At 69.5% G+C, this 25,043-nt stretch carries 26 protein-coding genes and 2 riboswitches; of the genes, 14 read left to right on the forward strand and 12 right to left on the reverse strand.

Features of this window, described 5'->3' with window-relative positions:
- Positions 1–77 precede the first annotated feature (77 nt).
- Positions 78–1,040: a LysR family transcriptional regulator gene (locus ABLE93_RS15485; protein WP_348840740.1), complete on the forward strand. Its 963-nt coding sequence runs from the start codon at positions 78–80 to the stop codon at positions 1,038–1,040.
- A 16-nt stretch (positions 1,041–1,056) separates the two neighbouring features.
- On the opposite strand, the gene ABLE93_RS15490 is transcribed toward ABLE93_RS15485, so the two are convergent.
- From ABLE93_RS15490 to rpmH, 4 genes are all read right to left on the reverse strand, one after another.
- Positions 1,057–1,839 carry an ArsR/SmtB family transcription factor gene (locus tag ABLE93_RS15490; RefSeq protein WP_348840741.1) on the reverse strand — a complete coding sequence of 261 codons (783 nt, stop codon included), beginning with the start codon at positions 1,837–1,839 and terminating at the stop codon, positions 1,057–1,059.
- Positions 1,840–1,952: 113 nt separating this feature from the next.
- Positions 1,953–3,794, reverse strand: coding sequence for a membrane protein insertase YidC (gene yidC / locus ABLE93_RS15495; protein WP_348840742.1), 1,842 nt, complete (start codon positions 3,792–3,794; stop codon positions 1,953–1,955).
- Positions 3,791–4,390 carry a ribonuclease P protein component gene (rnpA, locus tag ABLE93_RS15500; protein ID WP_348840743.1) on the reverse strand — a complete coding sequence of 200 codons (600 nt, stop codon included), beginning with the start codon at positions 4,388–4,390 and terminating at the stop codon, positions 3,791–3,793. Before rnpA ends, yidC begins: the two co-directional genes overlap by 4 nt.
- 28 nt (positions 4,391–4,418) lie before the next feature.
- Positions 4,419–4,553 (reverse strand): 50S ribosomal protein L34, encoded by a 135-nt coding sequence (rpmH, locus tag ABLE93_RS15505; protein ID WP_237344918.1) that lies wholly within the window; start codon positions 4,551–4,553, stop codon positions 4,419–4,421.
- A 336-nt stretch (positions 4,554–4,889) separates the two neighbouring features.
- A riboswitch (glycine riboswitch) is annotated at positions 4,890–4,989 on the forward strand.
- Between the two features lie 190 nt (positions 4,990–5,179).
- On the opposite strand from rpmH, the gene gcvT reads away from it, so the two are divergent.
- Genes gcvT through gcvPB form a run of 4 tightly spaced genes read left to right on the forward strand, consistent with a single transcriptional unit; the run spans position 5,180 to position 9,639 of the window.
- Positions 5,180–6,340: a glycine cleavage system aminomethyltransferase GcvT gene (gene gcvT / locus ABLE93_RS15510; protein WP_348840744.1), complete on the forward strand. Its 1,161-nt coding sequence runs from the start codon at positions 5,180–5,182 to the stop codon at positions 6,338–6,340.
- Between the two features lie 2 nt (positions 6,341–6,342).
- A complete protein-coding gene (gene gcvH, locus ABLE93_RS15515; RefSeq protein WP_348840745.1) occupies positions 6,343–6,717 on the forward strand; it encodes a glycine cleavage system protein GcvH in 375 nt (124 codons plus the stop codon).
- A gap of 13 nt (positions 6,718–6,730) precedes the next feature.
- The gene (gene gcvPA / locus ABLE93_RS15520; RefSeq protein WP_348840746.1) at positions 6,731–8,071 is read left to right on the forward strand and encodes an aminomethyl-transferring glycine dehydrogenase subunit GcvPA; all 1,341 of its coding nucleotides are present in this window, start codon (positions 6,731–6,733) and stop codon (positions 8,069–8,071) included.
- Entirely contained in the window at positions 8,071–9,639 is a 1,569-nt protein-coding gene (gene gcvPB / locus ABLE93_RS15525) for an aminomethyl-transferring glycine dehydrogenase subunit GcvPB (protein ID WP_348840747.1), read from the forward strand. The genes gcvPA and gcvPB overlap by 1 nt, the downstream gene beginning before the upstream one ends.
- A 592-nt stretch (positions 9,640–10,231) precedes the next feature.
- On the opposite strand, the gene ABLE93_RS15530 is transcribed toward gcvPB, so the two are convergent.
- Complete coding sequence (locus tag ABLE93_RS15530; RefSeq protein ID WP_348840748.1) at positions 10,232–10,444, reverse strand: Trm112 family protein; 213 nt, start codon at positions 10,442–10,444, stop codon at positions 10,232–10,234.
- A 194-nt stretch (positions 10,445–10,638) separates the two neighbouring features.
- Between ABLE93_RS15530 and ABLE93_RS15535 the strand changes: the two genes are divergently transcribed.
- Positions 10,639–11,562, forward strand: coding sequence for a DMT family transporter (locus ABLE93_RS15535; protein WP_348840749.1), 924 nt, complete (start codon positions 10,639–10,641; stop codon positions 11,560–11,562).
- Positions 11,563–11,624: 62 nt separating this feature from the next.
- Here ABLE93_RS15535 and ABLE93_RS15540 read toward each other — a convergent pair whose 3' ends face one another.
- Positions 11,625–12,659 carry an aspartate-semialdehyde dehydrogenase gene (locus ABLE93_RS15540; RefSeq protein ID WP_348840750.1) on the reverse strand — a complete coding sequence of 345 codons (1,035 nt, stop codon included), beginning with the start codon at positions 12,657–12,659 and terminating at the stop codon, positions 11,625–11,627.
- A 233-nt stretch (positions 12,660–12,892) separates the two neighbouring features.
- Here ABLE93_RS15540 and ABLE93_RS15545 point away from each other — a divergent pair, with 233 nt between their 5' ends.
- From ABLE93_RS15545 to cysW, 3 genes are all read left to right on the forward strand, one after another.
- The gene (locus tag ABLE93_RS15545; protein ID WP_348840751.1) at positions 12,893–13,246 is read left to right on the forward strand and encodes a hypothetical protein; all 354 of its coding nucleotides are present in this window, start codon (positions 12,893–12,895) and stop codon (positions 13,244–13,246) included.
- A gap of 213 nt (positions 13,247–13,459) precedes the next feature.
- Positions 13,460–14,326, forward strand: coding sequence for a sulfate ABC transporter permease subunit CysT (gene cysT, locus ABLE93_RS15550; protein WP_348840752.1), 867 nt, complete (start codon positions 13,460–13,462; stop codon positions 14,324–14,326).
- Entirely contained in the window at positions 14,326–15,198 is an 873-nt protein-coding gene (gene cysW / locus ABLE93_RS15555; protein ID WP_348840753.1) for a sulfate ABC transporter permease subunit CysW, read from the forward strand. Before cysT ends, cysW begins: the two co-directional genes overlap by 1 nt.
- A 46-nt stretch (positions 15,199–15,244) precedes the next feature.
- On the opposite strand, the gene ABLE93_RS15560 is transcribed toward cysW, so the two are convergent.
- From ABLE93_RS15560 to ABLE93_RS15575, 4 genes are all read right to left on the reverse strand, one after another.
- Positions 15,245–15,565: a lipopolysaccharide assembly protein LapA domain-containing protein gene (locus ABLE93_RS15560; protein WP_348840754.1), complete on the reverse strand. Its 321-nt coding sequence runs from the start codon at positions 15,563–15,565 to the stop codon at positions 15,245–15,247.
- Between the two features lie 5 nt (positions 15,566–15,570).
- Complete coding sequence (ihfB, locus tag ABLE93_RS15565; protein WP_024277130.1) at positions 15,571–15,855, reverse strand: integration host factor subunit beta; 285 nt, start codon at positions 15,853–15,855, stop codon at positions 15,571–15,573.
- A 142-nt stretch (positions 15,856–15,997) separates the two neighbouring features.
- On the reverse strand, positions 15,998–16,969 hold the full coding sequence (gene sppA / locus ABLE93_RS15570; protein WP_348840755.1) for a signal peptide peptidase SppA: 972 nt from the start codon (positions 16,967–16,969) through the stop codon (positions 15,998–16,000).
- A 109-nt stretch (positions 16,970–17,078) separates the two neighbouring features.
- Positions 17,079–17,519, reverse strand: coding sequence for an NUDIX domain-containing protein (locus ABLE93_RS15575; protein ID WP_348840756.1), 441 nt, complete (start codon positions 17,517–17,519; stop codon positions 17,079–17,081).
- Between the two features lie 106 nt (positions 17,520–17,625).
- Positions 17,626–17,725, forward strand: a riboswitch (TPP riboswitch).
- On the opposite strand from ABLE93_RS15575, the gene thiO reads away from it, so the two are divergent.
- The 5 genes from thiO to ABLE93_RS15600 all read left to right on the forward strand — a co-directional run bounded on the left by thiO (position 17,714) and on the right by ABLE93_RS15600 (position 22,330).
- A complete protein-coding gene (gene thiO, locus ABLE93_RS15580; RefSeq protein WP_348840757.1) occupies positions 17,714–18,928 on the forward strand; it encodes a glycine oxidase ThiO in 1,215 nt (404 codons plus the stop codon). It overlaps the preceding riboswitch by 12 nt.
- A 5-nt stretch (positions 18,929–18,933) precedes the next feature.
- Entirely contained in the window at positions 18,934–19,155 is a 222-nt protein-coding gene (gene thiS / locus ABLE93_RS15585) for a sulfur carrier protein ThiS (protein WP_348840758.1), read from the forward strand.
- A 51-nt stretch (positions 19,156–19,206) separates the two neighbouring features.
- Positions 19,207–19,998, forward strand: coding sequence for a thiazole synthase (locus tag ABLE93_RS15590; RefSeq protein WP_348840759.1), 792 nt, complete (start codon positions 19,207–19,209; stop codon positions 19,996–19,998).
- Between the two features lie 12 nt (positions 19,999–20,010).
- Entirely contained in the window at positions 20,011–20,652 is a 642-nt protein-coding gene (locus ABLE93_RS15595) for a thiamine phosphate synthase (RefSeq protein WP_348840760.1), read from the forward strand.
- Positions 20,653–20,683: 31 nt separating this feature from the next.
- Positions 20,684–22,330: an FAD-dependent monooxygenase gene (locus ABLE93_RS15600; protein ID WP_348840761.1), complete on the forward strand. Its 1,647-nt coding sequence runs from the start codon at positions 20,684–20,686 to the stop codon at positions 22,328–22,330.
- A gap of 100 nt (positions 22,331–22,430) precedes the next feature.
- Here the strand turns inward: ABLE93_RS15600 and rpsA are convergent, their stop codons facing one another.
- Positions 22,431–24,146 carry a 30S ribosomal protein S1 gene (gene rpsA / locus ABLE93_RS15605; RefSeq protein WP_348840762.1) on the reverse strand — a complete coding sequence of 572 codons (1,716 nt, stop codon included), beginning with the start codon at positions 24,144–24,146 and terminating at the stop codon, positions 22,431–22,433.
- A 367-nt stretch (positions 24,147–24,513) separates the two neighbouring features.
- Entirely contained in the window at positions 24,514–25,035 is a 522-nt protein-coding gene (locus tag ABLE93_RS15610; protein WP_348840763.1) for a universal stress protein, read from the reverse strand.
- Positions 25,036–25,043 lie beyond the last annotated feature (8 nt).

Consider the following 25,043-nt stretch of genomic DNA (forward strand, 5'->3'; position numbering starts at 1 on the left):
TTGTTGAGGCGACCTTGCCGGCCGGCGGATTTCAGGTAAATTTAAATGATGTGAAGCAACCATTCAGGAAAGCTGAAGTGGCTCCCCACTGGACCTTGCGCCAGCTGCGCCTCGTGGCCCTCGCCGCGACCTCCGGCTCCTACGCGAAAGCCGCGCAGGACATGGGTTTGAGCCCGCCGGCCGTGACCGCCCAGATGAAGGCGCTGGAGGAGGACATCGGTGTCCCGGTGTTCGAGCGCGTGGACGGCCGGCTGCGACCGACCGCCGCTGGCGCGGAGCTTCTCGCCGCCCAGCAGCGCATCGCCCTCGCCTTGTCAGAGGCCGAGCGCGCCATCGCCGCCCTGAAGAGCCCCGAGCGTGGATCGGTGGTGGTGGGGGTGGTCTCCACCGCCAAGTATTTCGCCCCCATGGCGCTCGCCGCCTTCCTGCGGCGACGGCCGGAAATCGAGCTCAAGCTGATGATCGGCAACCGCGAGGACATCGTGCGGGGCATGATCAGCCTCGATTTCGACCTCGCCATCATGGGCCGCCCGCCGCCGGCGCTGGAGGCCGAGACCCGGCTGATCGGCGACCATCCTCATGTGGTGATCGCCCCGCCCCACCACCCGCTGCTGCGGCGGCGCAAGCGAATCACCCCGGCGGACATCGCGCGGGAGGCCCTGCTGGTGCGCGAACCGGGTTCCGGCACCCGCATTCTCATGGAGCGGGTGTTCGAGGAGGCCGGCATCATGCCCATCCCCATCGCCATGGAGATCGGCTCCAACGAGACCATCAAGCAGGCGGTGATGGCGGGCCTCGGCCTGTCCTTCATCTCCGCCCACACGGTGGCGGCGGAAGTGGCCGACGGGCGGCTCAAGGTGCTCGCGGTGGAAGGCCTGCCCGTGGTGCGCCAGTGGCTGGTGGTGCGAGCCCGCGACAAGCGCCTGATGCCCGCGGGGCAGGCGCTGATGGAGTTTCTGGCCCGCGAGGGCGAGGGCTTCCTGCCACAGATGCCCGGCGGCGAGGGTGGGCGCTGCTATCTGCCGGCGCAGCGGCTTTAGGCCTCGGCGAGGGGCGCTAGGCGGCGGGGGCGCTCATAAAGAAGGGCTCGCCCGTTTCCACCAGGGTCTTCAGGCGCGACAGGCCTTCCGGCCAGCCGTGGACCACGGCCTTGGAGGTTGCCGTCTCGCCGTCGAAATCGTCGTGCGTGAGCGTGAGCTTGCAGGCGTCGGCTCCGACCGGCGTGATCTCCCAGGTGACGCGCGAGGGGCGGTCGGCGGCAACGTCCGGCGCCCATTGGGCATGGAACGACAGCACGAGCCGGCGCGGGGGCTCCATCTCGAGGATGGAGCAGGCGATGACCTGGCGCTCCCCCATGAAATAGGTCCGCGCGCCGCCCGCCCGCCAGTCGCTGCGGCTGGTCATGTTGAAATGCTCGTAGAGGGGCGTCTTGCTGTCGTCGGTCAGCACGTCCCAGAGCGCCTGGGGGGTGGCCTTGATGAACAGCTCGTAGACGTGCTTGGGCGCGACGGGGGCCATGGGGCGCTCCTCCAGAAGATGCTTCAGTCCAGTCATGGCCGCGACGTGGGGCGCGGCGAAACGCGAGATCCAGCGATCGGCGATCAACTGGATGGGGGTCGGATTGAGGTAATGATGCTTCTCACGTCCGACCTTGCGGGCGAGCACGAGATGCGCCTCCTCCAGCACCTTGATGTGCTTCATCACGCCGAACCGCGTGAGACCGGCCTGAGGGGCCAGCGCGCGCTCCAGTTCGCCAAGGGTCCGCCCGTCCCGCTCCCGCAGCAGATCCAGCACCGCACGGCGGAAGGGGTGGGACAGCGCCCCGAACACATCGTCCATGCGTTTATTATGTGCCAATATCGTCACGTGTCAATATGGTCACATGATAGCAAACATGGAAAGCGCCGCGCTCCTTGCGGGGCGCGGCGCTTTTTGGGTCGTGGCGGAGCGGCTCAGCCCTTGGCCGGCTGCTTCTTCTTGAAGACCGACTTGATGTTGTCCCAGAGCTCGATCTTCACCCCGTGGCGCTTCATGATGAGCGCCTGCTGGGCCACCGAGAGGGTGTTGTTCCAGGCCCAGTAGATCACCAGGCCGGCGGCGAAGTGCGCCAGCATGAAGGTGAAGATGATGGGCATCCAGTTGAAGATCATCTGCTGGGTCGGATCCGGCGGGGCCGGATTCAGCTTCATCTGCACCCACATGGTCACGCCCATGATGAGCGGCCAGGCGCCGAGCAGAAGGTAGCTGCCGATCACCGGCACGGAACCGGGATCCCACGGGATCAGCCCGAACAGGTTGAAGACGGTGGTCGGGTCGGGCGCGGAGAGGTCGCGGATCCAGCCGAAGAAGGGCGCGTGCCGCATCTCGATGGTCACGAAGAGCACCTTGTAGAGGGCGAAGAACACCGGGATCTGGATCAGGATGGGCAGGCATCCCGCCACCGGATTGATCTTCTCCTTCTTGTACAGCTCCATCAGCGCCTGCTGCTGCTTCACCTTGTCGTCGGCGTAGCGCTCGCGGATGGTGGTCATCTCGGGCTGCACCGCCTTCATCTTCGCCATGGAGGCGTAGGACTTGTTGGCGAGCGGGAAGAAGATGCCCTTCAGCACCACCGTAATGATGAGGATGGCGACGCCGAAGTTGCCCACCAGCCGGTACAGCCAGTCGATGGCGAGGAACAGCGGCTTGGTGATGAAGTAGAACCAGCCCCAGTCGATGAGCAGGTCGAAGCGGTCGATGCCGTACTGGGTCCTGTAGCCGTCCACCACCTGCACCACCTTGGCGCCAGCGAAGAGCTGGCCGGACGAGGCGATGGTGCCGCCCGGTTCCACGGTGAGGGGCTGGGCGAGGAAATCGGTCTGAAAGGTCTGCACGCCGTTGAGGCTGCCGGTGGAGAACTTCGCGTCCACCTTCACCTTCTGGTCGGGGATGACGGTGGCGGCCCAATATTTATCGGTGATGCCGAGCCAGCCGCCGGTGGCGGAGAAGGCGAGCGGCTTCTCCTTGTCCATCTTGGCGTAGGTGACTTCCTGCAGACCGCTGTCGCCGAGCACGCCGATGAGGCCCTCGTGCAGGATGTAGAAGCCCTCCACCTTGGGCAGGCCGTGGCGCGAGACGAGGGCGTAGGGATAGAGCGTGACCGCCGTGCCGCCCTTGTTCTCCACCTCGTCCTTCACCGCGAACATGTAATGGTCGTCGATGGTGAGGGTGCGCCGGAAGGTCAGTCCCCCGCCATTGTCCCAGGTCAGGACCAGGGGGGTCTTCTCGGTCAGCGCGGCGCCGGGTGCCGCGGTCCACAGGGTGTCGGGGCCGGGCACGGCCACGGAGGCGCCGGCAGCCGAGGTCCAGCCGAACTCCGCATAGAACGGATTGGGCGCGCCGGAGGGCGACAGGAGCACGATGTTCGGGCTCTTGGGGTCCACGGTCTCGTGATATTCGGTGAGCAGCAGATCGTCGACGCGAGCGCCGCGCAGGGCGATGGAACCCTTCAGCCGCGCGGTCTGGATGGCGACGCGGGGGGTGGCGGCCAGCGCCTGCTCGCGCGTCATGGGACGGCCGGCCACGGGGCTTGCGCCCTGCGGCACGCCGGCCGGGCCGGCGCCGGGGGTCGGCACAGCGCCGTCAGTGCCGGGCGCAGCCGGCGCGGTCTGCTGCTGCGCCTGCTGGGCGATGCGCTGCTGCTCGGCCTGCTGCCGCTGCTTCTCAGCCTGCGGGATGCCGAAGAAGAACTGCCAGCCGATGAGGATCGCCATGGACAAGCCAATGGCGATGAACATGTTGCGGTTGTCACTCATGCCGGAGGGTCTCCGTCGGCGGCGTCGGCTGAATTTCGAAGGATCGGCGAACCGGACCGGTCCACCGGCGCACGCGCGGTCGGGATCGGGTCGGGCGTAGATGTATCGGCGGCGGGCGGCCCTGCAAGGGGTCGCCCTGCGGCAGGCGCGATCGCACCGGGCGAGGCCGAATTGGAGGTGGCGCCCGGAACGGTGGCCGCGCCCTGCGACGGCCGCCGGTCGCGCCGGCGCGAGCCGTCCTTCTCACCGCGGGACACGTCCTTCGCGGAACGCGGCGTATGGAGCTTGCGGACCGCGCGCTCGATCTCCGTGACGAGCCCGTCGAACGGGGTGCGCAGGGCGGCCTCGCGCGCCACGAGCACATAATCGAAGCCGGCCCGGCCAGCCTCGGGCAGCACGCGGCGCACCGCCTCGCGCAGGCGGCGGCGAATGCGGTTGCGGATCACGGCGTTGCCGGTCTTCTTGGTCACGGTGAAACCGACGCGCACCGGCCCGTCATCGCCACGGTCGCGGCCCTGCATCAGCACGCTCGATACGCCGGCGCGCTCGGCCTTGGCCGCGGCGAGAAAGTCACGACGCTTGCGGAGACGATCCACGATGGGCAGCTCCGCGAATGTCCACCCCTCAGGCGGACAGGCGCTTGCGGCCGTGCGTGCGGCGGGCGGCGATGATCTTGCGGCCGTTGCGGGTCGCCATGCGCGCACGGAAGCCGTGGCGGCGCTTGCGCACGAGCTTGCTGGGTTGATAGGTGCGCTTCACGGGTCGTCTCCGGATATCTGTGGCATCTGGCAGCCCGCGCGTGGACACGGACCCCAGCAGCATGGCTGCGACGGCGACCTTCGCCGGTGCCCGGCACCCGCGGCCGATCCCGGCGGGACCGATACGGTAATGAGGGCTGGGCTCCGGCCGCCGCAGCCGCCTGAGTTCGGGTGGGCTTATAGGGGCGGGCGGGGTCCGCGTCAATCCGAAGGATGGCGGGCGGCGAGCGGCGGGCCTTCGCCCCGACCGCGATACCCCTTACGAACGGCGCGTTGACGCCGCCTCGCGAATGCCTATGCTGCACCCGCGTTCCGGCTTCTGGCCTGAACGCATCGGACGATCCCTGCGGGAGAGACCGGCGGCCTTCAGGGCGCAGCCGGCGCCGAAGGCGCAACCGCCCCGGAACCGCTCAGGCAAAAAGGGCCGCAGGGGGACGAGCCTCTGGAAAGCAGCATCGCTGCGCACGCTTCAGGTGCGCGCGGCGGGGTTCACCGAAGGAGTAAGCCGTGCCCTTCCACGAGGCGCGGTGAAATCTCTCAGGTCATCAGACAGAGGGGGCGCCGCGCGGACCCATGGGCAATCCTGCCCTCGGTCCGGAAATTGGCGCTGACGTCCGGAGCCCCCTTGTGGATTCGTCCCCCGTCGATCCCGTCGAGCCGCTGCTCGAAACCCCGCTTTATCCGGCCCATGTCGCCCTCGGCGCGCGCATCGTGCCGTTCGCCGGCTATCAGATGCCGGTGCAATATCCCGACGGCATCCTCGCCGAGCACGCCTGGACCCGCACCCACGCCGGCCTGTTCGATGTCTCGCACATGGGGCAGGCCCTGCTGAAGGGGCCGGACCACGCCACCACCGCCCTGGCGCTGGAAGCCCTCGCCCCCGCCGACTTCCTCAATCTCGCCCCCGGCAAGCAGCGCTATTCCCAGCTCCTGGCCGAGGACGGTGGCATCCGCGACGACTTCATGGTGACCCGCCCGGCCGATCCCGCGGCCGACGGCACGCTCATTTTGGTGGTCAACGCCGCCTGCAAGGCTGCGGACTTCGCCCACATCGCCGCCCACCTGCCGGACACCGTGGCCCTGGTGACGCGCCCCGAACGCGCCCTCCTCGCCTTGCAGGGGCCGGAGGCCGCGACAGTAATGGCGCGCCATTGCCCCGCGGCGGCCGACCTCGACTTCATGACCGCCTTGCCCCTCGCCTTCGGCAACATCGCGGTCGAAGTCTCGCGCTCCGGCTACACCGGGGAGGACGGGTTCGAGATCTCGGTGGCGGAAGGCGATGCCCCTTTGTTGTGGGCCGCGCTCCTCGCCGAGCCCGAGGTGAAGGCCATTGGCCTCGGCGCCCGTGACAGCCTGCGCCTCGAGGCTGGCCTATGCCTCTACGGGCACGACATCGATCTCGGCACCTCCCCGGTGGAGGCGGGACTGGTGTGGTCCATGCAGAAGCGGCGGCGCGAGGGCGGCGGCTTTCCCGGCGCCGCCCGCATCCAGCGGGAGCTGGCCGAGGGGCCGGCGCGGGTGCGCGTCGGCCTGAAGCTGGACGGCCGCGCCCCGGCCCGCGAGGGCGCGGAGATCGCATCGGCCGGCGAAGTGGTCGGCCGCGTCACCTCGGGCGGCTTCGCCCCGACGCTCCAGGCGCCCATCGCCATGGGCTACGTGCCGCCGGCGCTCGCCGCCCCCGGTACCCGCCTCGACATCCTCGTGCGCGGTAAGGCCCTGCCGGCCACCGTCGCATCCCTTCCCTTCGTGCCGTCGCGCTATGCGCGCAAACAGAAAACCGGGGCCTGACCATGACCGTGCGCTACACCAAGGACCATGAGTACGTCCGCATCGAGGGCGACGTGGCGGTGATCGGCATCTCCGACTACGCCCAGGGCCAGCTCGGAGACGTGGTCTTCGTCGAGCTTCCCGACATCGGCAAGGGCGTCACCCGCGGCAAGGAAGCCGCCGTGGTGGAGAGCGTGAAGGCGGCGAGCGAGGTCTACGCCCCCGTCTCCGGCGAGGTGGTGGAGGTGAATTCCGAACTGGAAGGCGCTCCCGGCCTCGTCAACGAGGATGCCGAGGGCAAGGGCTGGTTCCTGAAGGTGAAGGTGGCCGATCCCGCCGAACTGGGGGACCTCATGGACGCCCACGCCTACAAGTCCTACCTCGACACGCTGGCGTGAGGGAGGCTCGCTGATGCGCTATCTTCCCCTCACCCCGGACGACCGCGCGGAGATGCTCGCGCGGATCGGGGTTTCGTCCATCGCCGAGCTGTTCGCCGACATCCCCGAGGCGCAGCGGGAAATCGAGCTGCCGCGCCTCGCCCTCGCCAAGGGCGAGCTGGAAGTGGAGCGCGCCCTCGCCCGCCTCGCGGCGAAGAACGTGCCGGCGGGCTCGGTGCCCTTCTTCGTCGGCGCCGGCGCCTATCGCCACCATGTGCCGGCGAGCGTTGACCATCTGATCCAGCGCTCGGAATTCCTCACCTCCTACACGCCGTACCAGCCGGAAATCGCGCAGGGCACCCTGCAATATCTCTTCGAGTTCCAGACGCAGGTGGCAGAGCTGACCGGCATGGAGGTGGCCAACGCCTCCATGTATGACGGCTCCACCGCCGCCGCCGAGGCGGTGCTGATGGCCCACCGCGTCACCAGGCGCCGCAAGGCCCTGCTGGCCGGCAACCTGCACCCGCACTATCGCGCGACCATCGAGACCGTGTCGCGCTATGCGGCCGACGAGGTCGTGGCGCTGGCGCCGGTGCCCACGGGCGGGGAGGACATCATCACCGCCATCGACGCGGGCACCTCCTGCGTGGTGGTGCAGTCGCCCGACGTGTTCGGCAATCTGGTCGATCTGAAGCCCATCGCCGAGGCGGCCCACAAGGCCGGGGCATTGCTCATCGCCGTGTTCACCGAGGCGGTCGCCCTCGGCCTCATCGAGCCACCCGGTGCGCAGGGCGCGGACATCGTGGTGGGCGAGGGGCAGTCCATCGGCAATGCGCTGAACTTCGGCGGGCCCTATGTGGGCCTGTTTGCCACCCGGCAGAAGTTCGTGCGCCAGATGCCGGGGCGGCTCGCCGGCGAGACGGTGGATGCGGAGGGCCGGCGCGGCTTCGTGCTCACCCTCTCCACCCGCGAGCAGCACATCCGCCGCGAGAAGGCGACCTCCAACATCTGCACCAATTCCGGCCTGTGCGCATTGGCCTTCACCATCCACATGAGCCTGCTCGGCCAGACCGGGCTCACCCGGCTGGCGCGGGCCAACCACGCGGCGGCCTGCGACCTCGCCGACCGGCTCGCTGCCGTGCCCGGCGCCGAGGTCCTCAACGCCACCTTCTTCAACGAATTCACGCTGCGCGTCCCCGGCTCCGCGGCCGAGGTGGTGGAGCAGCTGGCGGCGAAGGGCATTCTGGCCGGCGTGCCCTATTCCCGCCTCGCGCCCAAGGCGGGCCTCGACGACCTCATCCTCGTCGCCGCCACCGAGGTCACCACCGCAGACGACCGCGCCGCCTATGCCGCCGCACTGAAGGAGGTGCTGTGATGAACCGCGAAGGCCGCGGCGCCACCACGCCGCAGATCGTTGCGCTTTCAGCGCCTAAGACCTTCACCGGCAACCGCGCGCTGGAACTGGAGGAAGGCCTCCTCTTCGAGGTCGGCCGCACTGAGGTGACCGGGGTCGACATCGCCGAGCCCGCCCCCTTCACGGATCGCCTGGGCGCCCATGCGCGCACCGCGCCGCTGGAACTGCCGGGCCTCTCCGAGCCCGAGGCCATGCGCCATTACGTGCGGCTCTCCCGCATGAATTACGGCATCGACAGCGGGCTGTTCCCGCTCGGCTCGTGCACCATGAAGCACAACCCGCGCCTCAACGAGAAGATGGCGCGGCTGCCCGGCTTCGCCGACATCCACCCGCTCCAGCCCCTTTCCACGGTGAAGGGCGCGCTGGAGCTGATGGGCGAGCTGGCGCGATACCTCATGGAGCTCACCGGCATGCAGGCGGTGGCGCTCACCCCCAAGGCCGGCGCCCATGGCGAATTGTGCGGCATGATGGCCATCAAGGCCGCCCACGCCGCCCGCGGCGAGGGCCAGCGCCACGTGGTGCTGGTGCCCGAGAGCGCCCACGGCACCAATCCCGCCACCGCCGCCCTCATCGGCTATGAGGTGCGCTCCATCCCCGCCCGTGCCGATGGCACGGTGGACCCGGAGGCGGTGAAGGCCGCGCTGGGCCCTGAGGTGGCCGCCCTCATGCTCACCAATCCCAACACCTGCGGCCTGTTCGAGCGGGACGTGGTGGCGATAGCCGAGGCGGTGCATGCGGCCGGCGCCTATTTCTATTCGGACGGCGCCAATTTCAACGCCATCCTCGGCAAGGTGCGCATCGCCGACCTCGGCGTCGATGCCATGCACATCAACCTGCACAAGACCTTCTCTACGCCGCACGGCGGTGGTGGGCCCGGCGCGGGACCGGTGGTGCTTTCCGAAGCCCTCGCGCCGTTCGCGCCGGTGCCGGCGCTCGTCGACACCGCCGACGGCCTGACGCTGGTTGAGGACGAAGGCGCCGCGGGAGCCGAGCAGGCGCTGGGCCGCATGAGCGCCTTCCACGGCCAGATGGGCATGTTCGTGCGCGCCCTGTCGTGGATGCTCTCCCACGGCGCCGATGGCATGCGGCAGGCCTCCGAGGATGCGGTGCTGTCGGCCAACTACATCCGCGCCTGCCTCATGGACGTCATGAGCGCGCCCTTTGCCGAGCGGCCGGCCATGCACGAGGCGCTGTTCGACGACGCCTGGCTCGCTGGCACCGGCATCTCGACGCTGGACGTGGCCAAGGCGTTGATCGACGAGGGCTACCACCCCATGACGGTCTATTTCCCGCTGGTGGTGCACGGGGCGATGTTGATCGAGCCGACGGAGAGCGAATCGAAGGCCTCCCTCGACCTCTTCATCGCGGCCTTGCGCGACCTCGCCATGGCGGCCAAGGCCGGGGACAAGGAGCGCTTCCTCGGCGCGCCCTATCACGCCCCGCGCCGCCGCCTCGACGAAACCCGCGCCGCCCGCGCCCCCGTCCTGCGCTGGTCCCGCCCCGAGCCCCTGCCCGATGCGGCGGAGTGAGGGACGGCGTCCCGCGCGGGACGCGCTTCTACGATCGTCGCCCTCCGGCTCGACCGGAGGGCCCATCGCGCCTCCAAGGGCCGGCATGGGGTGGGGGCATGGATGCTCCGGGTCACACCGGAGCATGACGGCGGTGGAGCTGGTGGGGACGCTGTCGGCTTTCTTACCCCCGTCGCCCTCCGGCTCGACCGGAGGGCCCGTCGCGCCTCCAAGGGCCGGCATGGGGTGGAGGCATGAATGCTCCGGTCGAGCCGGAGCATGACGGCGATGGAGCTCGTGAGGACGCTTTCGGCTTTCTCACCCCGTCGCCCTCCAGCTCGACCGGAGGGCCCATCGCGCCCCAAGGCGCCGCGTGGGGTGGAGGCATGAATGCTCCGGTCGAGCCGGAGCATGACGAGGGTGGAGCTGGTGGGGACGCTTTGGGCTTTCCTCACCCCCGTCGCCCTCCAGCTCGACCGGAGGGCCCATCGCGCCCCAAGGCGCCGCGTGGGGTGGAGGCATGGATGTTCCGGTCACACCGGAGCATGACGGCGGTGCGGGGCGGTGTGGGCGAGCGGAATGACGGGCGGGCAGCGGCGCGGCCCGCGATCCCTCAGCGGTTCAGCTCGCTATCGTCCAGCTTGCGGGCCTCGTCGGCGAGCATGATGGGGATGCCGTCGCGGATGGGATAGGCGAGGCGCGCGGCGCGGGAGATCAGCTCCTGCCGCTCACGGTCGTATTCCAGCGGCGCCTTGGTGAGCGGGCACACCAGGATTTCGAGGAGCTTGGGGTCCACGTCGTGGCCGGGGCGCTGGGATTGGATCATCGCATGCTCGTTGGCTCGGTGCCCGCTTCGGGGCGTCGCAACCTTAGAGCATTTTCTGCAGGCGATGGGGATCACCCTAGGCGAAGAAAATCGCCCGCCATCACGCCCCGTGATGCGGATATCAGCGGGATTTGCTGTCATTCGGGCGGTCGAGCTTCTATTCAAGGCACCTCGCCACCCCGCAACGGACACTCATGGACCGACGCCTGCCCCTCGGGCTCCTTCTCGGCTTCGTCGCCGTGGTCATGTTCGGCGCCACCTTGCCCATGACCCGGCTCGCGCTCCACGACATGAGCCCCTGGTTCATCAGCTTCGGCCGTGCGGCGCTCGCCGGTCTGGCTTCGCTCGCCTTGGTGCTGGCGCTGAGGCGGCCGTGGCCGTTCCGCCAGCCGCAGGTGCTGCGCAGCCTCGTCATCGCCTCCGGCGGCCTGATCTTCGTCTTCCCAGTGCTGATGGCCATCGCCACCCAGACCGTGCCGGCCGCCCACGGCGGCATCGTGCTCGGCCTCCTGCCCCTGTTCACGGCGCTCTTCGCCATGCTCCTCGCCGGCGAACGGCCGGGCCTGCCGCTGTTCGCCGCCAGCTTCGCCGGGGCGGCGCTGGTGGTCGCGTTCGCGCTGCGCAACGGCGGGGGCGGGGCGCTGGGCTTCGGCGATACGCTGCTGCTCATCGCCGTGATCGCCTGCGCCGCGAGCTACGCCATCACCGGCAATCTCGCGCGAACCATGGCCGGATGGGAGGTCATCGCCTTCATGCTGGTCCTGTGCCTGCCCATCACCTTGCCTTTGGCGCTGCTGACCTTTCCGTGGGATGCCGGGACGAACGGCGCGCCGGTGAGCGGAGCTTCCTGGGCCGCCTTCCTCTATCTCGGGCTGTTCAGCCAGCTCATCGGCTTCTTCTTCTGGAACGCCGGCCTCGCCATGGGCGGTATCGCCCGGGTCGGGCAGATGCAACTGCTCCAGACTTTCGTCACGGTGGGCCTCGCCTGGCCGATCAACGGCGAGGTGCCAGACGCCGAGACCCTTGCCTTCGCCGCCGCCGTGGCGCTGGTGGTGGCGCTGGCACAGAAGGCGCGGACGCGCACCCCCCGCGCCGTCGTGGAGCCGCCCGCCGGCTGAGCCGCCAACGCAAACGGCCCGCCATAGGGGCGGGCCGTCGCAACAGTTCAGGTCGGAAAAGCTCAGGCCGCCTTGGAGCGGGCGGTGATGAGCTTGCGGTTCACCAGCACCTCGGCGATCTGCACCGCATTCAGCGCCGCGCCCTTGCGCAGATTGTCCGACACGCACCAGAAGGCGATGCCGTTGTCCACGGTGGGATCGTCGCGCAGGCGCGAGATGTAGGTCGCGTCCTCGCCGGCCGCCTCGTGCGGGGTGGCGTAACCACCCGGCTCGCGGGTGTCGATGACGAGGATGCCGGGGGCCTCGCGCAGGATCTTGCGCGCGTCCTCGGCCGAGAGTTCCTTCTCGAACTCCACGTTCACCGCCTCGGAATGGGAGATGAAGACCGGCACGCGGACGCAGGTGGCCGTGAGCTTGATCTTGGGGTCGAGGATCTTCTTGGTCTCGACCACCATCTTCCACTCTTCCTTGGTCGAGCCGTCGTCGAGGAAGACGTCGATCTGCGGAATGAGGTTGAAGGCGATGCGCTTGGGAAACTTCTTCGCCTCCACCGGATCGGAGACGAAGATCGCCCGCGTCTGGGTGAACAGCTCGTCCATGGCGTCCTTGCCGGCGCCAGACACGGACTGGTAGGTGGAGACCACCACGCGCTTGATGGTCGCGGCGTCGTGCAGCGGCTTCAGCGCCACCACCAGCTGCGCCGTGGAGCAGTTGGGATTGGCGATGATGTTCTTCTTGGTGAAGCCGACGATGGCGTCCGCATTCACCTCGGGCACGATGAGCGGGACGTCCGGGTCCATGCGCCACTGGGACGAATTGTCGATGACGACGCAGCCCTGGGCGCCGATCTTGGGCGACCATTCCTTCGACACGGAACCGCCGGCCGACATCAGGCAGATGTCGGTGTCGGAGAAGTCGTAAGTCTCGAGGGCCTTAACCTTCAGGGTTTTGTCACCGTAGGAAACCTCGACGCCCTGCGACTTGCGCGAGGCGAGCGCGATGACCTCGTCCGCGGGAAAGCCCCGCTCGGCGAGGATCGAGAGGATCTCCCGGCCCACGTTGCCCGTGGCGCCGACGACGGCGACCTTGTAACCCATGACATTCCTCGGGATTGGCCGGCCCATGCGGCCGGAACGGGCCTTTTATGCCCATCGGCCGGGCCATGCAAATCGAAGATTCGCGAGCGCGCGCCCGAACTGTTGCCTCAGGGCCACGCGAAGGCGCGGAGACGGCGGGAACAGGGCGGCATCACGGCGGGTTTCCTTGCGCAGGGGACGAACCTCAATTAATTCAGTCAAGCTCGGCCCAGCGCCGATGTCTGGAGGATGCCATGCGTTTCGCGCCGTTCACCACCTTCGCCGCCCCCGCCCGCGCGGGCCTCCGGATGGCGCTCTCGGTGTCGCTGGCGCTCGCCGCGGTGGCTACCGTGAGTGGCACCTTCGCCATCGCCTCGGCCGATCGGGCGGAAGCCCAGACCACCAAGCGCAACCGCATCGTGGTGGAGCGCCGCTCCTATCTCGACGCCGGCACCGTGGTGAAGCCCGGCTCCAAGTCCTATCTCGACTACGCTCTGCCCCCCGGCTGGTTCTACCCGGGCTACGGCCAGGGCGGCGCCGCCGGTCCCGGCCCCATCACCGGCATGCGCTGGCCGCTTCCGGGCCAGTTCGACCTGCCGGGCTACTGAGCCGCCCGCGTTCGGCCCCTCGGCGCGCAGAGTTTCGGAAGGGCCGCCTCGGCGGCCCTTTTGCGTGGAAGCTTGTGCAGCTCGGCTAATCACATTATTTTTCCGGGATAAGTTTTTTCACCCGCCAGCGCATGACATTTGCGCGCCGCCACGCCATAACGGCCCTTCGCTCGCGGCTCCGCCGCCCGCTCATCGACCCACAGGGCCCGCCCCATGCCCTCCCTCCGCCACGCCTTGCCGGGTCCGGCCGGCCGGACGCGCCGCAGCGTCATCCCCGGTTTCCGCCTGGCCCTGGGCGTGACGCTGCTCTATCTCGGCCTCATCGTGCTGCTGCCCATCGGCGCCTTGCTGCTGAAGGCCGCGGACGTGGGGCTGGAACGCTACATCGCCATCATCACCTCGCCCCGCACCCTCGCCTCGTTCCAGGTCACACTCACCACTGCGGCGCTGGCGGCGCTGTTCAATGCCGTCTACGGCCTCGGACTCGCCTGGGTGCTGGTGCGCTACGACTTCCCCGGCAAGCGGCTGCTGGACGCGCTCGTCGACGTGCCGTTCGCCCTGCCCACGGCGGTGGCCGGCCTCGCGCTGACCGCCCTGTTCGCGCGCAACGGCTGGTTCGGCGCCCCGCTGGAGGCGTGGGGGATCCAGGTGGCCTATGCCCCGGCCGGCATCGTCTGCGCCATGGCCTTCACCTCCATCCCTTTCGTCGTGCGCACCGTGCAGCCGGTTCTGGAGGACATGGAGCCGGAGCTGGAGGAAGCCGCAGCGACGCTGGGGGCCAGCGACCTCACCATCTTCCGCAAGGTGATCTTCCCCACCCTCTTTCCCGCCTTCCTCGCCGGCACCTCCCTCGCCTTCGCCCGCTCTCTGGGAGAGTTCGGGGCGGTGGTGTTCATCGCCGGCAATCAGCCGTTCCGCACCGAGATCGTGGCGCTGCTGACCTTCATCCGGCTGGAGGAATATGACTACGCGGCGGCCGCGGCCATTGCCGTCACCCTGCTCGCCCTCGCCTTCATGATGCTGCTGGTGGTGAATGCGGTGCAGGCCTGGCACCAGAAGCACGCCATGGGGGATGCCTGATGGCGCCACCGGTCAACCGCCACCGCCTGCGCGTGGGCGACGGCCGCGCCACGCGCGCGGTGCTCCTGACCCTCATCCTCGCCGTGACGGCGGTCGCCATCCTCGCGCCCCTCGCCGTGATCTTCACCGAGGCTCTGGCCCGCGGCCTGCCGGCCTATCTGGAGGCGCTGGCGCGGCCTGACACGCTGCATGCGGTTGGGCTCACCCTCCTTACCGCCCTCGTCTGCGTGCCGGTGAACGTCGCCTTCGGCATCGCCGCCGCCTGGGCGGTGACCAAATTCACCTTCCCCGGCCGCAATCTGCTGCTGGCGGTGGTGGAGGTGCCCTTTTCCATCTCGCCCATCGTGGCGGGCGTCGCCTATCTCTTCGTCTATGGCGGGCAGGGCCTGTTCGGGCCGTTCCTGCAGGCGCACGACATCAAGATCATGTTCGCGGTGCCGGCCATCATCCTGGCCAGCCTGTTCGTGACCGCCCCCTTCGTGGCACGCGAACTGGTGCCGCTGATGATGGCGCAGGGCCGCGAGGAGGAGGAGGCCGCGGTGAGTCTGGGCGCCTCGGGCTTCGACGTGCTGCGGCTCGTCACCCTGCCCAATGTGAAGTTCGCGCTGCTCTACGGCGCAGCCCTGTGCAACGCGCGGGTGATGGGCGAGTTCGGCGCGGTCTCCATCGTCTCGGGCAACATCCGCGGCCAGACATCAACCCTGCCGCTGCAGATCGAGCTGCTCTATCAGGACAGCCACACCCTGGCGGTCTTCGCCGCCGCGACCGTGCTGGCGGGCGTTGCCCTCTTCACGCTGGTGGCGAAGTATCTGATCGAGCGGGCCGAGCGGGCGCGCGGCGAGGTCGTCGCGACGCGCGGCCCGGCGCACTGAGCGCGCCCAGCGGTGGCAGACAGGCGGCGGGGATCCCGGCGTGGGATCAGCGCCGGGGGGCGGGAAGGCCGAGAGCGGTGGAGGGCGCAGGACGCGCCTCGGCCTCGCGGCGCAGATCGCGGCGGGCGGCGCGGGCTTCGCGGCGATAGCGCCCCTGGCGGGCCCAGGTGACGAGCCCGCCGGCGATCACGCCCACGATCACCGCGGCGAACACCAGCGCGAACAACGGCAGCGTCACCGACAGGGCCGGCGCCTCGGGCGAGAAGGGATCGAGGGAGAGCGTGACGCTCTTGCGGTTGGCCACCGCAAGCGCCACCAGAAGGATCGACAGGGGCAGGCCGATGAGAATGGAGATGAACCGGCTCACGGCGTCTACTTCCCGGTGTTGAGACGCTCGCGCATCTCCTTGCCCGTCTTGAAATAAGGGACGGTCTTCTCGCTCACGTCCACCTGCTTGCCGGTGCGCGGATTGCGGCCGACGCGCGCGTCGCGCTTCTTCACCGAGAAGGCGCCGAAACCGCGCAGCTCGACGCGGTCGCCCCGCTCGAGCGCCGAGGCGATCTGCTCCAGGATGGCATTGACGATGTTTTCCACGTCCCGCTGGTAGAGATGCGGGTTGGCTTCGGCGATCTTCTGGACAAGCTCGGACTTGATCATGGTGCCCCAGTTCCCTCGAGAGCGATGCACCGGAGCGATGCGCCGGATCCGAGACGATGCCGGGATTGGCGAAGCGTGGCTACCCGGCGACGGCGTTTATCACATATGGCCAAGCTCTTGCGGCGCCTGACCCAAAGCCGTTCTAACCATTGGCGCGAGGGTGCCAGAGGGCCAGAAGACCGTCAAGCTGGGTCCGTTCCATGGCGCTCTTCGCCGCGCTCGACAGGAACACCGCCGCCTCGGGGAAGCCGACGGCGCTCACCACGCCGCGGGCGGCGCCGAGCAGCCAGCCGAATTCGTCGCCCACTTCCTTGGTGTGCCAGGTGCGGACCTTGAGGTCCTCGCTGACACCCTTCTCGCGGGCGAGCCAGGCGCGGGCAGTGCGCTCGTCGCCGACCTCGTCCACCAACTGCAGCTCCAGCCCCTGGTGGCCGGTGAATACGCGGCCGTCGGCCACCTGGGAGAGCTTGTCATCGGAGAGCTTGCGGCGGTCGCCCACCAGGGTGCGGAACCAGGCGTAGCTGTCCTTCACCAGGGAATCGACGGCGGCGCGGGCTTCGGGCGACGTGGGTGTGTAGGGGTTGGGCGAAGCCTTCAGCGGCGAGGACTTGATGTCCTCCATGGTCACGCCCACGGTCTTGAGGAGCTCGGTAAAATTGGGAAACTGGTAGATCACGCCCACCGAGCCCACCAGAGCGTTGCGGCGGGCAATGATGTGGTCGGCTCCGAGCGCCGCGATGTAGGCCCCGGATGCGGCGACGCCCTCCACCACCGCCACCACCGGCTTCTTGGCCGCGAGGCGGCGCAGGGCGTCGTAAAGCTGCTCGGAGCCCGTCACGGTCCCGCCGGGGCTATCGATGGAAAGAATGACGGCGCTCGCCCGCGAGCGGCCGATCTCCTCCAGCAGATCCACCCGATCGCGATCGTTGCGGATCAGTCCGCCGATGGACAGGCGCGCCACGTGAGGAGAGGAGGCGGGCACGTTGCCGCCGGCGAGGGTGGCGACGCCCACCGCCAGCGCCGCGATGACGCCCAGCACCCCGAGCGTGCGCCAGAAAGTGACCTTCCGCCGCAGACGGCGGCGTTCGACGATCTGGTCCGCGTCGAGCGACATGGCAATTCTCCGGGCAGGCGGCCCCTTTGCATCCCCCCGCGGACTTAAGCAGGCGCCGCGATGTTGGCAAGCGGTCCCTGCGGGTGAAAGGCGCGCGCCGTCCCACGCCTCACCAGCGGTCAGCCACCGGAGCGCCCTGCGCCTCGGCGATGCGCCGCAGCGTCGCGGGCGTTGTGTCCGCCGGCAGCGCGTCGGGGGCGAAGAATTCGGAGGCCTCGATCTCCAGGTTTCTCCTGGGACGCGGCCCGACGACGAGCCGGCCGGCGCGGAACAGCGCCACATGGTCACGGCCGCCCACCTTCGGGTTGAAGAACAGCCCGGCGAGAACGAGTTCGCCCTCCACCTCCACGTTGGCCTCTTCCCTCAGCTCTCGCCGCGCCGCCTCCGGCGCGCTTTCCCCAAGGTCCACGCCGCCGCCGGGGAAATGCCAGCCGGCCACATAGGTATGGCGCACGAGAAGGATGCGGCCGGATGCATCGGCCGCGAAGACCCGCACGCCAAGGGTCATGCCGTGGCGCAGGCGGCGCAGGAGTGGAAGCGGAGAGCGCATGCGCGAGCATAGCTCCTGCTGGCCGCCGCGCCAGCCGCGTGGGGCCCGCCGCTTGCTCGTCCGGGGAGCCGCCCCTTGCGATCGCGCCTCCAGGCATGGATAATGCCGACACGGCCTGGGGTGCCTCGCATCATGCGCGGCTGAGATCACACCCATCGAACCTGTCTGGATCATGCCAGCGTAGGGAGATGCCGATGAGCGAGAGCTTGTCGCACGTTTCATCACCACCAGCATCGGCTGGCTCTTCAGCCGGCTCGGCAGCGGCGGGGAAGGCGCGTCCGCGCGTCGCCATCGTCGGCGGCGGCGTCATAGGCCTTGCGCTGGCGTGGCGGCTGGCTGAGGCCTGCTGTCCGGTGGACCTGTTCGAGGCCGGCGAGACTGGCCGCGGCGCGAGCCACGCCGCCGCCGGCATGCTCGCCGCCTGCGCCGAAGCCGAGCCCGGCGAGGAGGGCCTCCTCGCCCTCAACCGCGCCAGCCAGATCCTGTGGCCCGCCTTCGCCGCCGAGCTGGAGCGGGCATCGGGCGAGCGCGTGGACCTGCGCACCGAGGGCACCCTCACCATCGCCCTTACGGCCGATGATCTCGCGAAGCTGCGCCACCTTTACGCCTTCCAGCAAGGGCTGGGCCTGCCCGTCCAGTGGCTCACCGCCGCCGAGGTGCGCCGGCGTGAGCCTTATCTCGCGCCCCGCCTCGCCGGCGGCGTGCTGAGCCCCGAAGACCATCAGGTGGACAACCGCAAGGTCGCCGCCGCGCTGAAGATCGCCGCATTGAAAGCTGGCGCGCGGCTGCACGAGCACACACCGGTTCAGCGCGTCGCCACTGCCGGCGCCCGGGTGACGGGCGTGGTGTCCGGCGACGTCCATCATGGCGCCGACGTGGTGGTGCTGGCCGCGGGTGCGTGGAGCCGCGCCGTGGACATCACCCCGGCACCACCTCTGCCCGTGCGGCCCATCAAGGGTCAGATGCTGGCCCTGCGCATGGACCCGGCCGCGCCCATCCTTTCCCATGTGCTGTGGGCCCCCGGCTCCTATCTGGTGCCACGGCGGGACGGGCGGCTCATCGTCGGCGCCACCACCGAGGAGAAGGGATTCGATCCCGATCTCACCGCCGGCGGCCAGCTCGCCTTGCTCACCCACGCCTGGCGGGCGCTGCCGACGCTGGAGGAGCTGAGCATCATCGAGCAATGGGTCGGCTTCCGCCCCGGCAGCCGGGACGATGCGCCCATCCTCGGCCCGAGCCCGGAGGTGGACGGCCTCGTCTACGCCACCGGCCACCACCGCAACGGCATCCTGCTGCTGCCGGTGACGACGGACGTGATCGCCGATCAGATCCTCACCGGTCGCATGGCCGATGTGGCGGCGCCGTTCGGCGCGGCCCGCTTCCAGCCGCCCCGCGCGGCGGCGGAGTAGGCGCCATGGACGCGCGCACGGCCCTGTCGCTCAAGGTCAATGGCATCGTCGAGGCGCATGCGGTGGAGACGGTCGCCGATCTGCTCCGCGCCAAGGACCTCGACCCGGAGCGCAAGGGCATCGCGGTGGCTGTGAACGGCGCGGTCGTGCCCCGCCGCACCTGGGCCGAGATGCCGCTTGCCGCCGGAGACGCGGTGGAGATCATCGAGGCCAAGCAGGGCGGCTGACCCTTGCGGCCCAACAGAACGAGGCGCACACGGGCGCCGGGAAGAAACACCATGAGCGCGTTCACCACCCCGCAGAGCGACCCTCTCGTCATCGCCGACCGCAGCTTCACCTCGCGGCTGTTCCTCGGCACGGCGGGCTATCCCAACCAGAAGGTGTTCCTCGACGCCCTGGCCGCGTCGGGCAGCGAGATGGCCACCGCCTCCATCCGCCGTATCAGCCTCGCCGGCTATGAGGAGAGCCTCACCGATTTGCTGTCCGGCCGCGTGCACATCCTGCCCAACACCGCCGGCTGCCAGACGGCGAAAGACGCCGTGCTCACCGCCGAGCTGGCGCGCGAGGCGCTGGAGACCAACTGGGTGAAGCTGGAGGTGATCGGCGATCGCGAGCTGCTCTATCCCAATGTGGAGGAGCTGCTGAAGGCCACCGAGGAGCTGGTGTCCCGCGGCTTCGTCGTGCTGCCCTATTGCAACGACGATCCCGTTACCTGCCAGAAGCTGGCCGACCTCGGCGCCGCCACCGTGATGCCGCTCGGCTCCATGATCGGCACCGGCCTCGGCATCGCCAACCCGCACATGATCGAGCTGATCTGTGCGCGCTCGCCCGTTCCCGTGGTGCTCGATGCCGGCATCGGCACGGCCTCGGACGCGGCGCTGGCCATGGAGCTCGGCTGCTCGGCCGTGCTGCTCAACACCGCCGTCTCCAAGGCGCATGATCCGGTGCGCATGGCGGCCGCCTTCCGCCATGCGGTGGAGGGCGGTCGCCTCGCCCGCTTGTCCGGCCGCATTCCCAAGCGGCTGCACGCCGAGGCTTCCAGCCCCGAGTTCGGTTTGGTCGGGAGCTGACCCCTGCCGGCCTTGCCCGCCCCGCCGCTGCTCGTCATCACCGACCGGACGCAGGCGGCGAGCGACCTTGTGGACGTGGTCGCGCAGGCCGTGGCCGGCGGCTGCCGCTGGATCAGCCTGCGCGAGAAGGACCTGCCCGAGCGCGAGCAGATCGCTCTCTTCGCCCGCCTGCGCGCCGTGACCGCGCCGGCCGGCGCCCGCCTCACCCTGCACGGCCAAGCCGCGCTGGCGCGGGCCGCGGGCGCGGACGGCGTGCATCTGCCCGCCGGCAGCGATGCCGCGACGGCCCGGACGCTGCTCGGCCCCGACGCGCTGGTCGGCCTTTCCACCCACACCCTCGCGGAGGCTGCCGCGGCCGATCCCGGCGTCGTCGACTACGTGAGCTTGAGCCCGGTGTTCGCCACGGCATCGAAGCCGGGCTACGGGCCGGCCCTCGGCATCGCGGGCCTCGCCGCCTTCGCCGCGGCATGTCGCGCGCCGGTGATCGCCCTGGGCGGAATCGGCGCCGAGCAGATGGCGCCATGCCGCGCCGCGGGCGCCGCAGGCATCGCCGTGATGGGGGCGGTGATGCGCGCCCGCGATCCCGCCCGGGAGATCGTCCACCTCCTTACCGCCGTCGACCACGCGGGCTTGCATGGTGCGGGCGAAGGTTGAACGATTCGGCCGGGATCAACGGGGGAACGAGATGGGCGCAAGCGCGGATGTGATCGTGGTCGGCGCCGGACCGGTGGGTCTCACGCTGGCGGCGGAGCTGGCGCGGCACGGCGTGCGTTGCCGCATCGTGGAGAAGGCCGCAGCGCCCTCCCCCTTCTGCCGCGCCCTCGGCGTGACGCCCAGGACCCTCGAAATCTACGAGGACATGGGCGTTTCCCGCGCCATGATCGACGCCGGCCTCTGGCTCACCGGCCTCGCCTTGGCGGTGGACGATACGCCGATGCGCATCCTCCCCGCGGACTATTCAGACCTGCCCTACGGCACCCTCGGAATTCCCCAGCCCGAAACCGAGCGCATCCTTGCCAGCCATCTCGCGGGCTTCGGGATCACAGTGGAGCGAGGCGTCGCGGTGACCGGCCTCGTCCAGGCCGGCGACACGGTGCGGCTGGAGCTTGCGACTGCCGATGGCGGCGCGGACGTCGCCCACGCCCGCTTCGTGGTGGGCTGCGATGGCGCCCACAGCACGGTGCGCCACGTCCTCGGCATTGCGTTTGAAGGCGATGCCTTTCCCTATCCCTTCATGCTCGGCGACGTGCGCCTCGCGTTTACAGGCGCCCTCGCCCCGCCGCGCGGCGTCGCTCTTCGCCTCATCCGGACCCGCGAGGACACGGCGCCGGACATGTTCATCGCCATCCCTCTGCCCGAGCACGGGCGCTATCGCGTGTCCATGCTGGCGCCTGAGCGCCTGGCCGGCGCCCAGCCTTCGGGCGCGCCCGCCGACGCCTCGTCCCACGGCATCCAGTCGGAACGGCCCGGGCCGTCGCTGGCCGACATCCAGGAGGTGGCCGAGCGCCTCGCGCCGGGACAGATGCGGGTCGACGACCTGCGCTGGTCGTCCCAGTTCCGCATCTCCATGCGGTTGGCCGCGCGCTATGGCGCCGGGCAGGTGTTTTTGGCGGGGGACGCCTGCCACATCCATCCGCCCACCGGCGGACAGGGCATGAACACCGGCATTCAGGACGCTTACAACCTTGCCTGGAAACTCGCTCTGGTGATGCAGGGTCGGGCGCCGGTGCGCCTGCTGGACAGCTATGAAGCGGAGCGCCGGCCAGTTGCCGCGGAGGTCATCGCCCGCACCCTCGCCGACAGCGTGAGGATCGGCGCTCCCGCCGGCCCCCGCGACCGGCTGGCCGACACCCAGATCCGGGTGTCCTACGCAGGCCTGGCTGGCGCGGCGCTGGTGGAGGGGGCGAGCGGCGACGGCCTGCCCGGCGACAGGCCCCCCGTGGCCGGGGACCGGGCGCCCGATGCCGCCGGGCTGCGGCGGCGCGGCCTTGGGGCGCCGCTGCGCGTCTTCGAGCTATTGCGCGGCACCGATTTCGTCGCGCTCCTCATGCTGGACGGGACGCAGGAGGGGCTCGCCGCTGCCGAGGCGTTCGCCGCGCACCTGAGGGCGACGGGACTTCCGATACGAACGGTAGGCGTGGCTCCGGCCGGTGCGGATCTTCCTGATCCTTTCGGCATGAGCCTGCTGGAGGACGCGGCGGGCGCCTTCGCCGCCGCCTACCGCCTCGGCATCCGCGAGGGGGTTATCGTCCGGCCCGACGGTTATGTGGCGTTTCGTGGGCCGGCGGAGCGGAAGGTAGACGCACTGCGGCGGGCGACGGGGATAGTCTGAAGAGGGGCCGCAATCTTTGGCTCGCCCATGAGGCGCGGCGCAAAAGAAAAGGGCCGGCGCGACGCGCCGGCCCTTTCCATCCTGCGATCGCGCGCGGCGATCAGTCTTCCTTCTCGTCGGCCTCGCCGCCGGCGGCGCGCTGCTTCAGCGCGGCGCCCAGGATGTCGCCGAGCGAAGCGCCCGAATCCTGCGAGCCGAACTGGGCCACGGCCTCACGCTCTTCCGCGATCTCCATCGCCTTGATGGAGACCTGCACCTTGCGCGCCTTGCGGTCGAACAGGGTGACGCGGGCGTCGAGCTTGTCGCCCACCGAGAAGCGCTCGGGGCGCTGGTCGTTGCGGTCGCGGGCGAGCTCGGAGCGCTTGATGAAGGCGGAGAGGTCGGTGCCGGTGAGCTTCACCTCGATGCCGCCGTCCTTCACGTCGGTGACCTCGCAGGTCACGACAGCGCCCTTCTTCACCTCGCCTGCGTCGGCGAAGGGATCGCCAGCCAGCTGCTTGATACCGAGCGAGATGCGCTCCTTCTCGACGTCCACGTCGAGCACCACGGCCTTCACCATGTCGCCCTTGCGGTATTCGTCGATTACCTGCTCGCCGGGACGGTTCCAGTCGAGGTCGGAGAGGTGGACCATGCCGTCCACATCGCCGTCGAGACCCAGGAACAGGCCGAACTCGGTCTTGTTCTTGACCTCGCCTTCCACGACCGCGCCGGGCGCATACTTCTCGGCGAAGGCCTCCCAGGGGTTCTGGAGGGTCTGCTTGAGGCCGAGGGAGATGCGGCGCTTGGCGGAATCCACTTCCAGCACCTGAACCTCGACCTCCTGGGAGGTGGAGACGATCTTGCCGGGGTGGACGTTCTTCTTGGTCCAGCTCATTTCGGAGACGTGGATGAGGCCTTCGATGCCGGGCTCCAGCTCCACGAACGCGCCGTAGTCGGTGATGTTGGTGACGCGACCCTTGAAGCGGGCCTCCACCGGATACTTGGCCTCGATGCCCTCCCAGGGATCGCCCAGAAGCTGCTTCATGCCGAGCGAGATGCGGTGGGTCTCGTGGTTGATCTTGATGATCTTGACCTTCACCGTCTGGCCGATGTTGAGCACCTCGGTCGGGTGGTTCACGCGGCGCCAGGCGATGTCGGTGACGTGCAGCAGGCCGTCGATGCCGCCGAGATCAACGAACGCACCGTAGTCGGTGATGTTCTTGACCACGCCGTCGATGGCCTGACCCTCTTCGAGGTTCTGCACCAGCTCGTGGCGCTGCTCGGCGCGGGTCTCTTCCAGCACGGTGCGGCGGGAGACGACAATGTTGCCGCGGCGGCGATCCATCTTGAGGATCTGGAAGGGCTGCTGATTGTGCATCAGCGGGCCGACGTCGCGGATCGGGCGGATGTCCACCTGGGAGCGCGGCAGGAAGGCTACGGCGCCGTCGAGGTCGACGGTGAAGCCGCCCTTGACCTGATTGAAGATGACGCCGAACACCTTCTCGTTGGCCGTGAAGGCCTTCTCGAGCTTGACCCAGCTCTCCTCGCGGCGCGCCTTGTCGCGCGAGAGGACGGCCTCGCCCATGGCGTTCTCGACGCGCTCGAGATAGACCTCGACCTCGTCGCCCACCTTGATCGCGCTCTCGCGGCCGGGGCCGGCGAACTCGCGCAGGGCCACGCGGCCCTCGGTCTTCAGGCCGATGTCGATGATCGCCAGATCCTTCTCGATGGCGACCACGATGCCTTTGACAACGGCACCTTCCTGCATGTCGGCGCGGCCGAAGCTCTCGTCGAGCAGGGCGGCGAAATCGTCACGGGTGGTTTCTACGGCGGACATTCACGCTCCAAACATATTGCGCCGGCATCTCGCGTTGCGAGGCCCGGACCGCTCGGGTGTCCGCCTTCACGAAGGAAGGACGAACGGCCGCCGGCAAAGCGGCGGGCCGGCGCGAAAGCCGGGCGGTACGGGCGATGAATTGGGTGTCGATGCGCGCTCAGCGAAAGCCAGGGCGGGCTGCCTCCACGAACGGAACCGCGTATCCCGCATGTTCCTGCCCGCCCGGGCGGCTCCCTGCTTTGAAGGAGCGCGGCCTCGGACCGCGCTGAGATAGTGCAAAACCCCCGGCGACGCAAGGGACGGCGCAATATCACGGCGCAACATGGCGACGCGGATGGATGCGACCGGCAGGGCGCCGGCGCGTGCCTCAGCGCCCCGGTGCGAGGAAGGCAGGATCGGGCGAGGGCCACTCCACTGCCGCGCTGGTGCCTTCTGCGGCCTGGGGCGCTTGGGCCCGCACCACCAGCACGGGGATGCTCGAGTGGGTGAGCACCTTGGTGGTCTCGCTGCCCAGCACCACGGCCGAGAGGCCGCGGCGGCCGTGGGACGCCATCACGATGAGGTCGCAGCCCTCCTGCCCAGCGGCAGCGATGATGCTCTCAAAGGGGTGGTTGCCCTCCATGTGCACCGGCATTGCCGAAAGTCCCGCCGCTGCGGCGACGGACGCGGCGCGCTCCAGCAGGGCGGCGGCCCGGCGCTGCATCTGCCGGCGGTATTCCGCCTCTGTGTCGGCGATCTGGTCGGCCTCGGTGGAGAGCAGATGGAACGGCTCGGTGGCGGTGACGAGAACCAGACCCGCCTTGAGCACCGCGGCCAGGGCCACGCCATGGGCCAGTGCGAGGTCGGAGAGCGCCGAGCCGTCGGTGGCGACCAATATCTTCTTGTACATGCATTTCC

This window comes from Xanthobacter pollutisoli (assembly GCF_040044995.1).
Classification (GTDB): domain Bacteria; phylum Pseudomonadota; class Alphaproteobacteria; order Rhizobiales; family Xanthobacteraceae; genus Xanthobacter.

What these genes read in the sequence shown, in the direction of transcription:
- thiO (WP_348840757.1), top strand. Translation starts at nt 17,714, where the DNA reads ATGAGCGAGAGCTTGTCGCACGTTTCATCACCACCAGCATCGGCTGGC.
- ABLE93_RS15575 (WP_348840756.1), bottom strand. Translation starts at nt 17,519, where the DNA reads ATGCGCTCTCCGCTTCCACTCCTGCGCCGCCTGCGCCACGGCATGACC.
- ABLE93_RS15590 (WP_348840759.1), top strand. Translation starts at nt 19,207, where the DNA reads ATGAGCGCGTTCACCACCCCGCAGAGCGACCCTCTCGTCATCGCCGAC.
- thiS (WP_348840758.1), top strand. Translation starts at nt 18,934, where the DNA reads ATGGACGCGCGCACGGCCCTGTCGCTCAAGGTCAATGGCATCGTCGAG.
- gcvPA (WP_348840746.1), top strand. Translation starts at nt 6,731, where the DNA reads ATGCGCTATCTTCCCCTCACCCCGGACGACCGCGCGGAGATGCTCGCG.
- cysW (WP_348840753.1), top strand. Translation starts at nt 14,326, where the DNA reads ATGGCGCCACCGGTCAACCGCCACCGCCTGCGCGTGGGCGACGGCCGC.
- sppA (WP_348840755.1), bottom strand. Translation starts at nt 16,969, where the DNA reads ATGTCGCTCGACGCGGACCAGATCGTCGAACGCCGCCGTCTGCGGCGG.
- ABLE93_RS15545 (WP_348840751.1), top strand. Translation starts at nt 12,893, where the DNA reads ATGCGTTTCGCGCCGTTCACCACCTTCGCCGCCCCCGCCCGCGCGGGC.
- ABLE93_RS15540 (WP_348840750.1), bottom strand. Translation starts at nt 12,659, where the DNA reads ATGGGTTACAAGGTCGCCGTCGTCGGCGCCACGGGCAACGTGGGCCGG.
- gcvPB (WP_348840747.1), top strand. Translation starts at nt 8,071, where the DNA reads ATGAACCGCGAAGGCCGCGGCGCCACCACGCCGCAGATCGTTGCGCTT.
- ABLE93_RS15490 (WP_348840741.1), bottom strand. Translation starts at nt 1,839, where the DNA reads ATGGACGATGTGTTCGGGGCGCTGTCCCACCCCTTCCGCCGTGCGGTG.
- ABLE93_RS15610 (WP_348840763.1), bottom strand. Translation starts at nt 25,035, where the DNA reads ATGTACAAGAAGATATTGGTCGCCACCGACGGCTCGGCGCTCTCCGAC.
- ihfB (WP_024277130.1), bottom strand. Translation starts at nt 15,855, where the DNA reads ATGATCAAGTCCGAGCTTGTCCAGAAGATCGCCGAAGCCAACCCGCAT.
- ABLE93_RS15530 (WP_348840748.1), bottom strand. Translation starts at nt 10,444, where the DNA reads ATGATCCAATCCCAGCGCCCCGGCCACGACGTGGACCCCAAGCTCCTC.
- gcvH (WP_348840745.1), top strand. Translation starts at nt 6,343, where the DNA reads ATGACCGTGCGCTACACCAAGGACCATGAGTACGTCCGCATCGAGGGC.
- yidC (WP_348840742.1), bottom strand. Translation starts at nt 3,794, where the DNA reads ATGAGTGACAACCGCAACATGTTCATCGCCATTGGCTTGTCCATGGCG.
- ABLE93_RS15535 (WP_348840749.1), top strand. Translation starts at nt 10,639, where the DNA reads ATGGACCGACGCCTGCCCCTCGGGCTCCTTCTCGGCTTCGTCGCCGTG.
- ABLE93_RS15600 (WP_348840761.1), top strand. Translation starts at nt 20,684, where the DNA reads ATGGGCGCAAGCGCGGATGTGATCGTGGTCGGCGCCGGACCGGTGGGT.
- rpsA (WP_348840762.1), bottom strand. Translation starts at nt 24,146, where the DNA reads ATGTCCGCCGTAGAAACCACCCGTGACGATTTCGCCGCCCTGCTCGAC.
- cysT (WP_348840752.1), top strand. Translation starts at nt 13,460, where the DNA reads ATGCCCTCCCTCCGCCACGCCTTGCCGGGTCCGGCCGGCCGGACGCGC.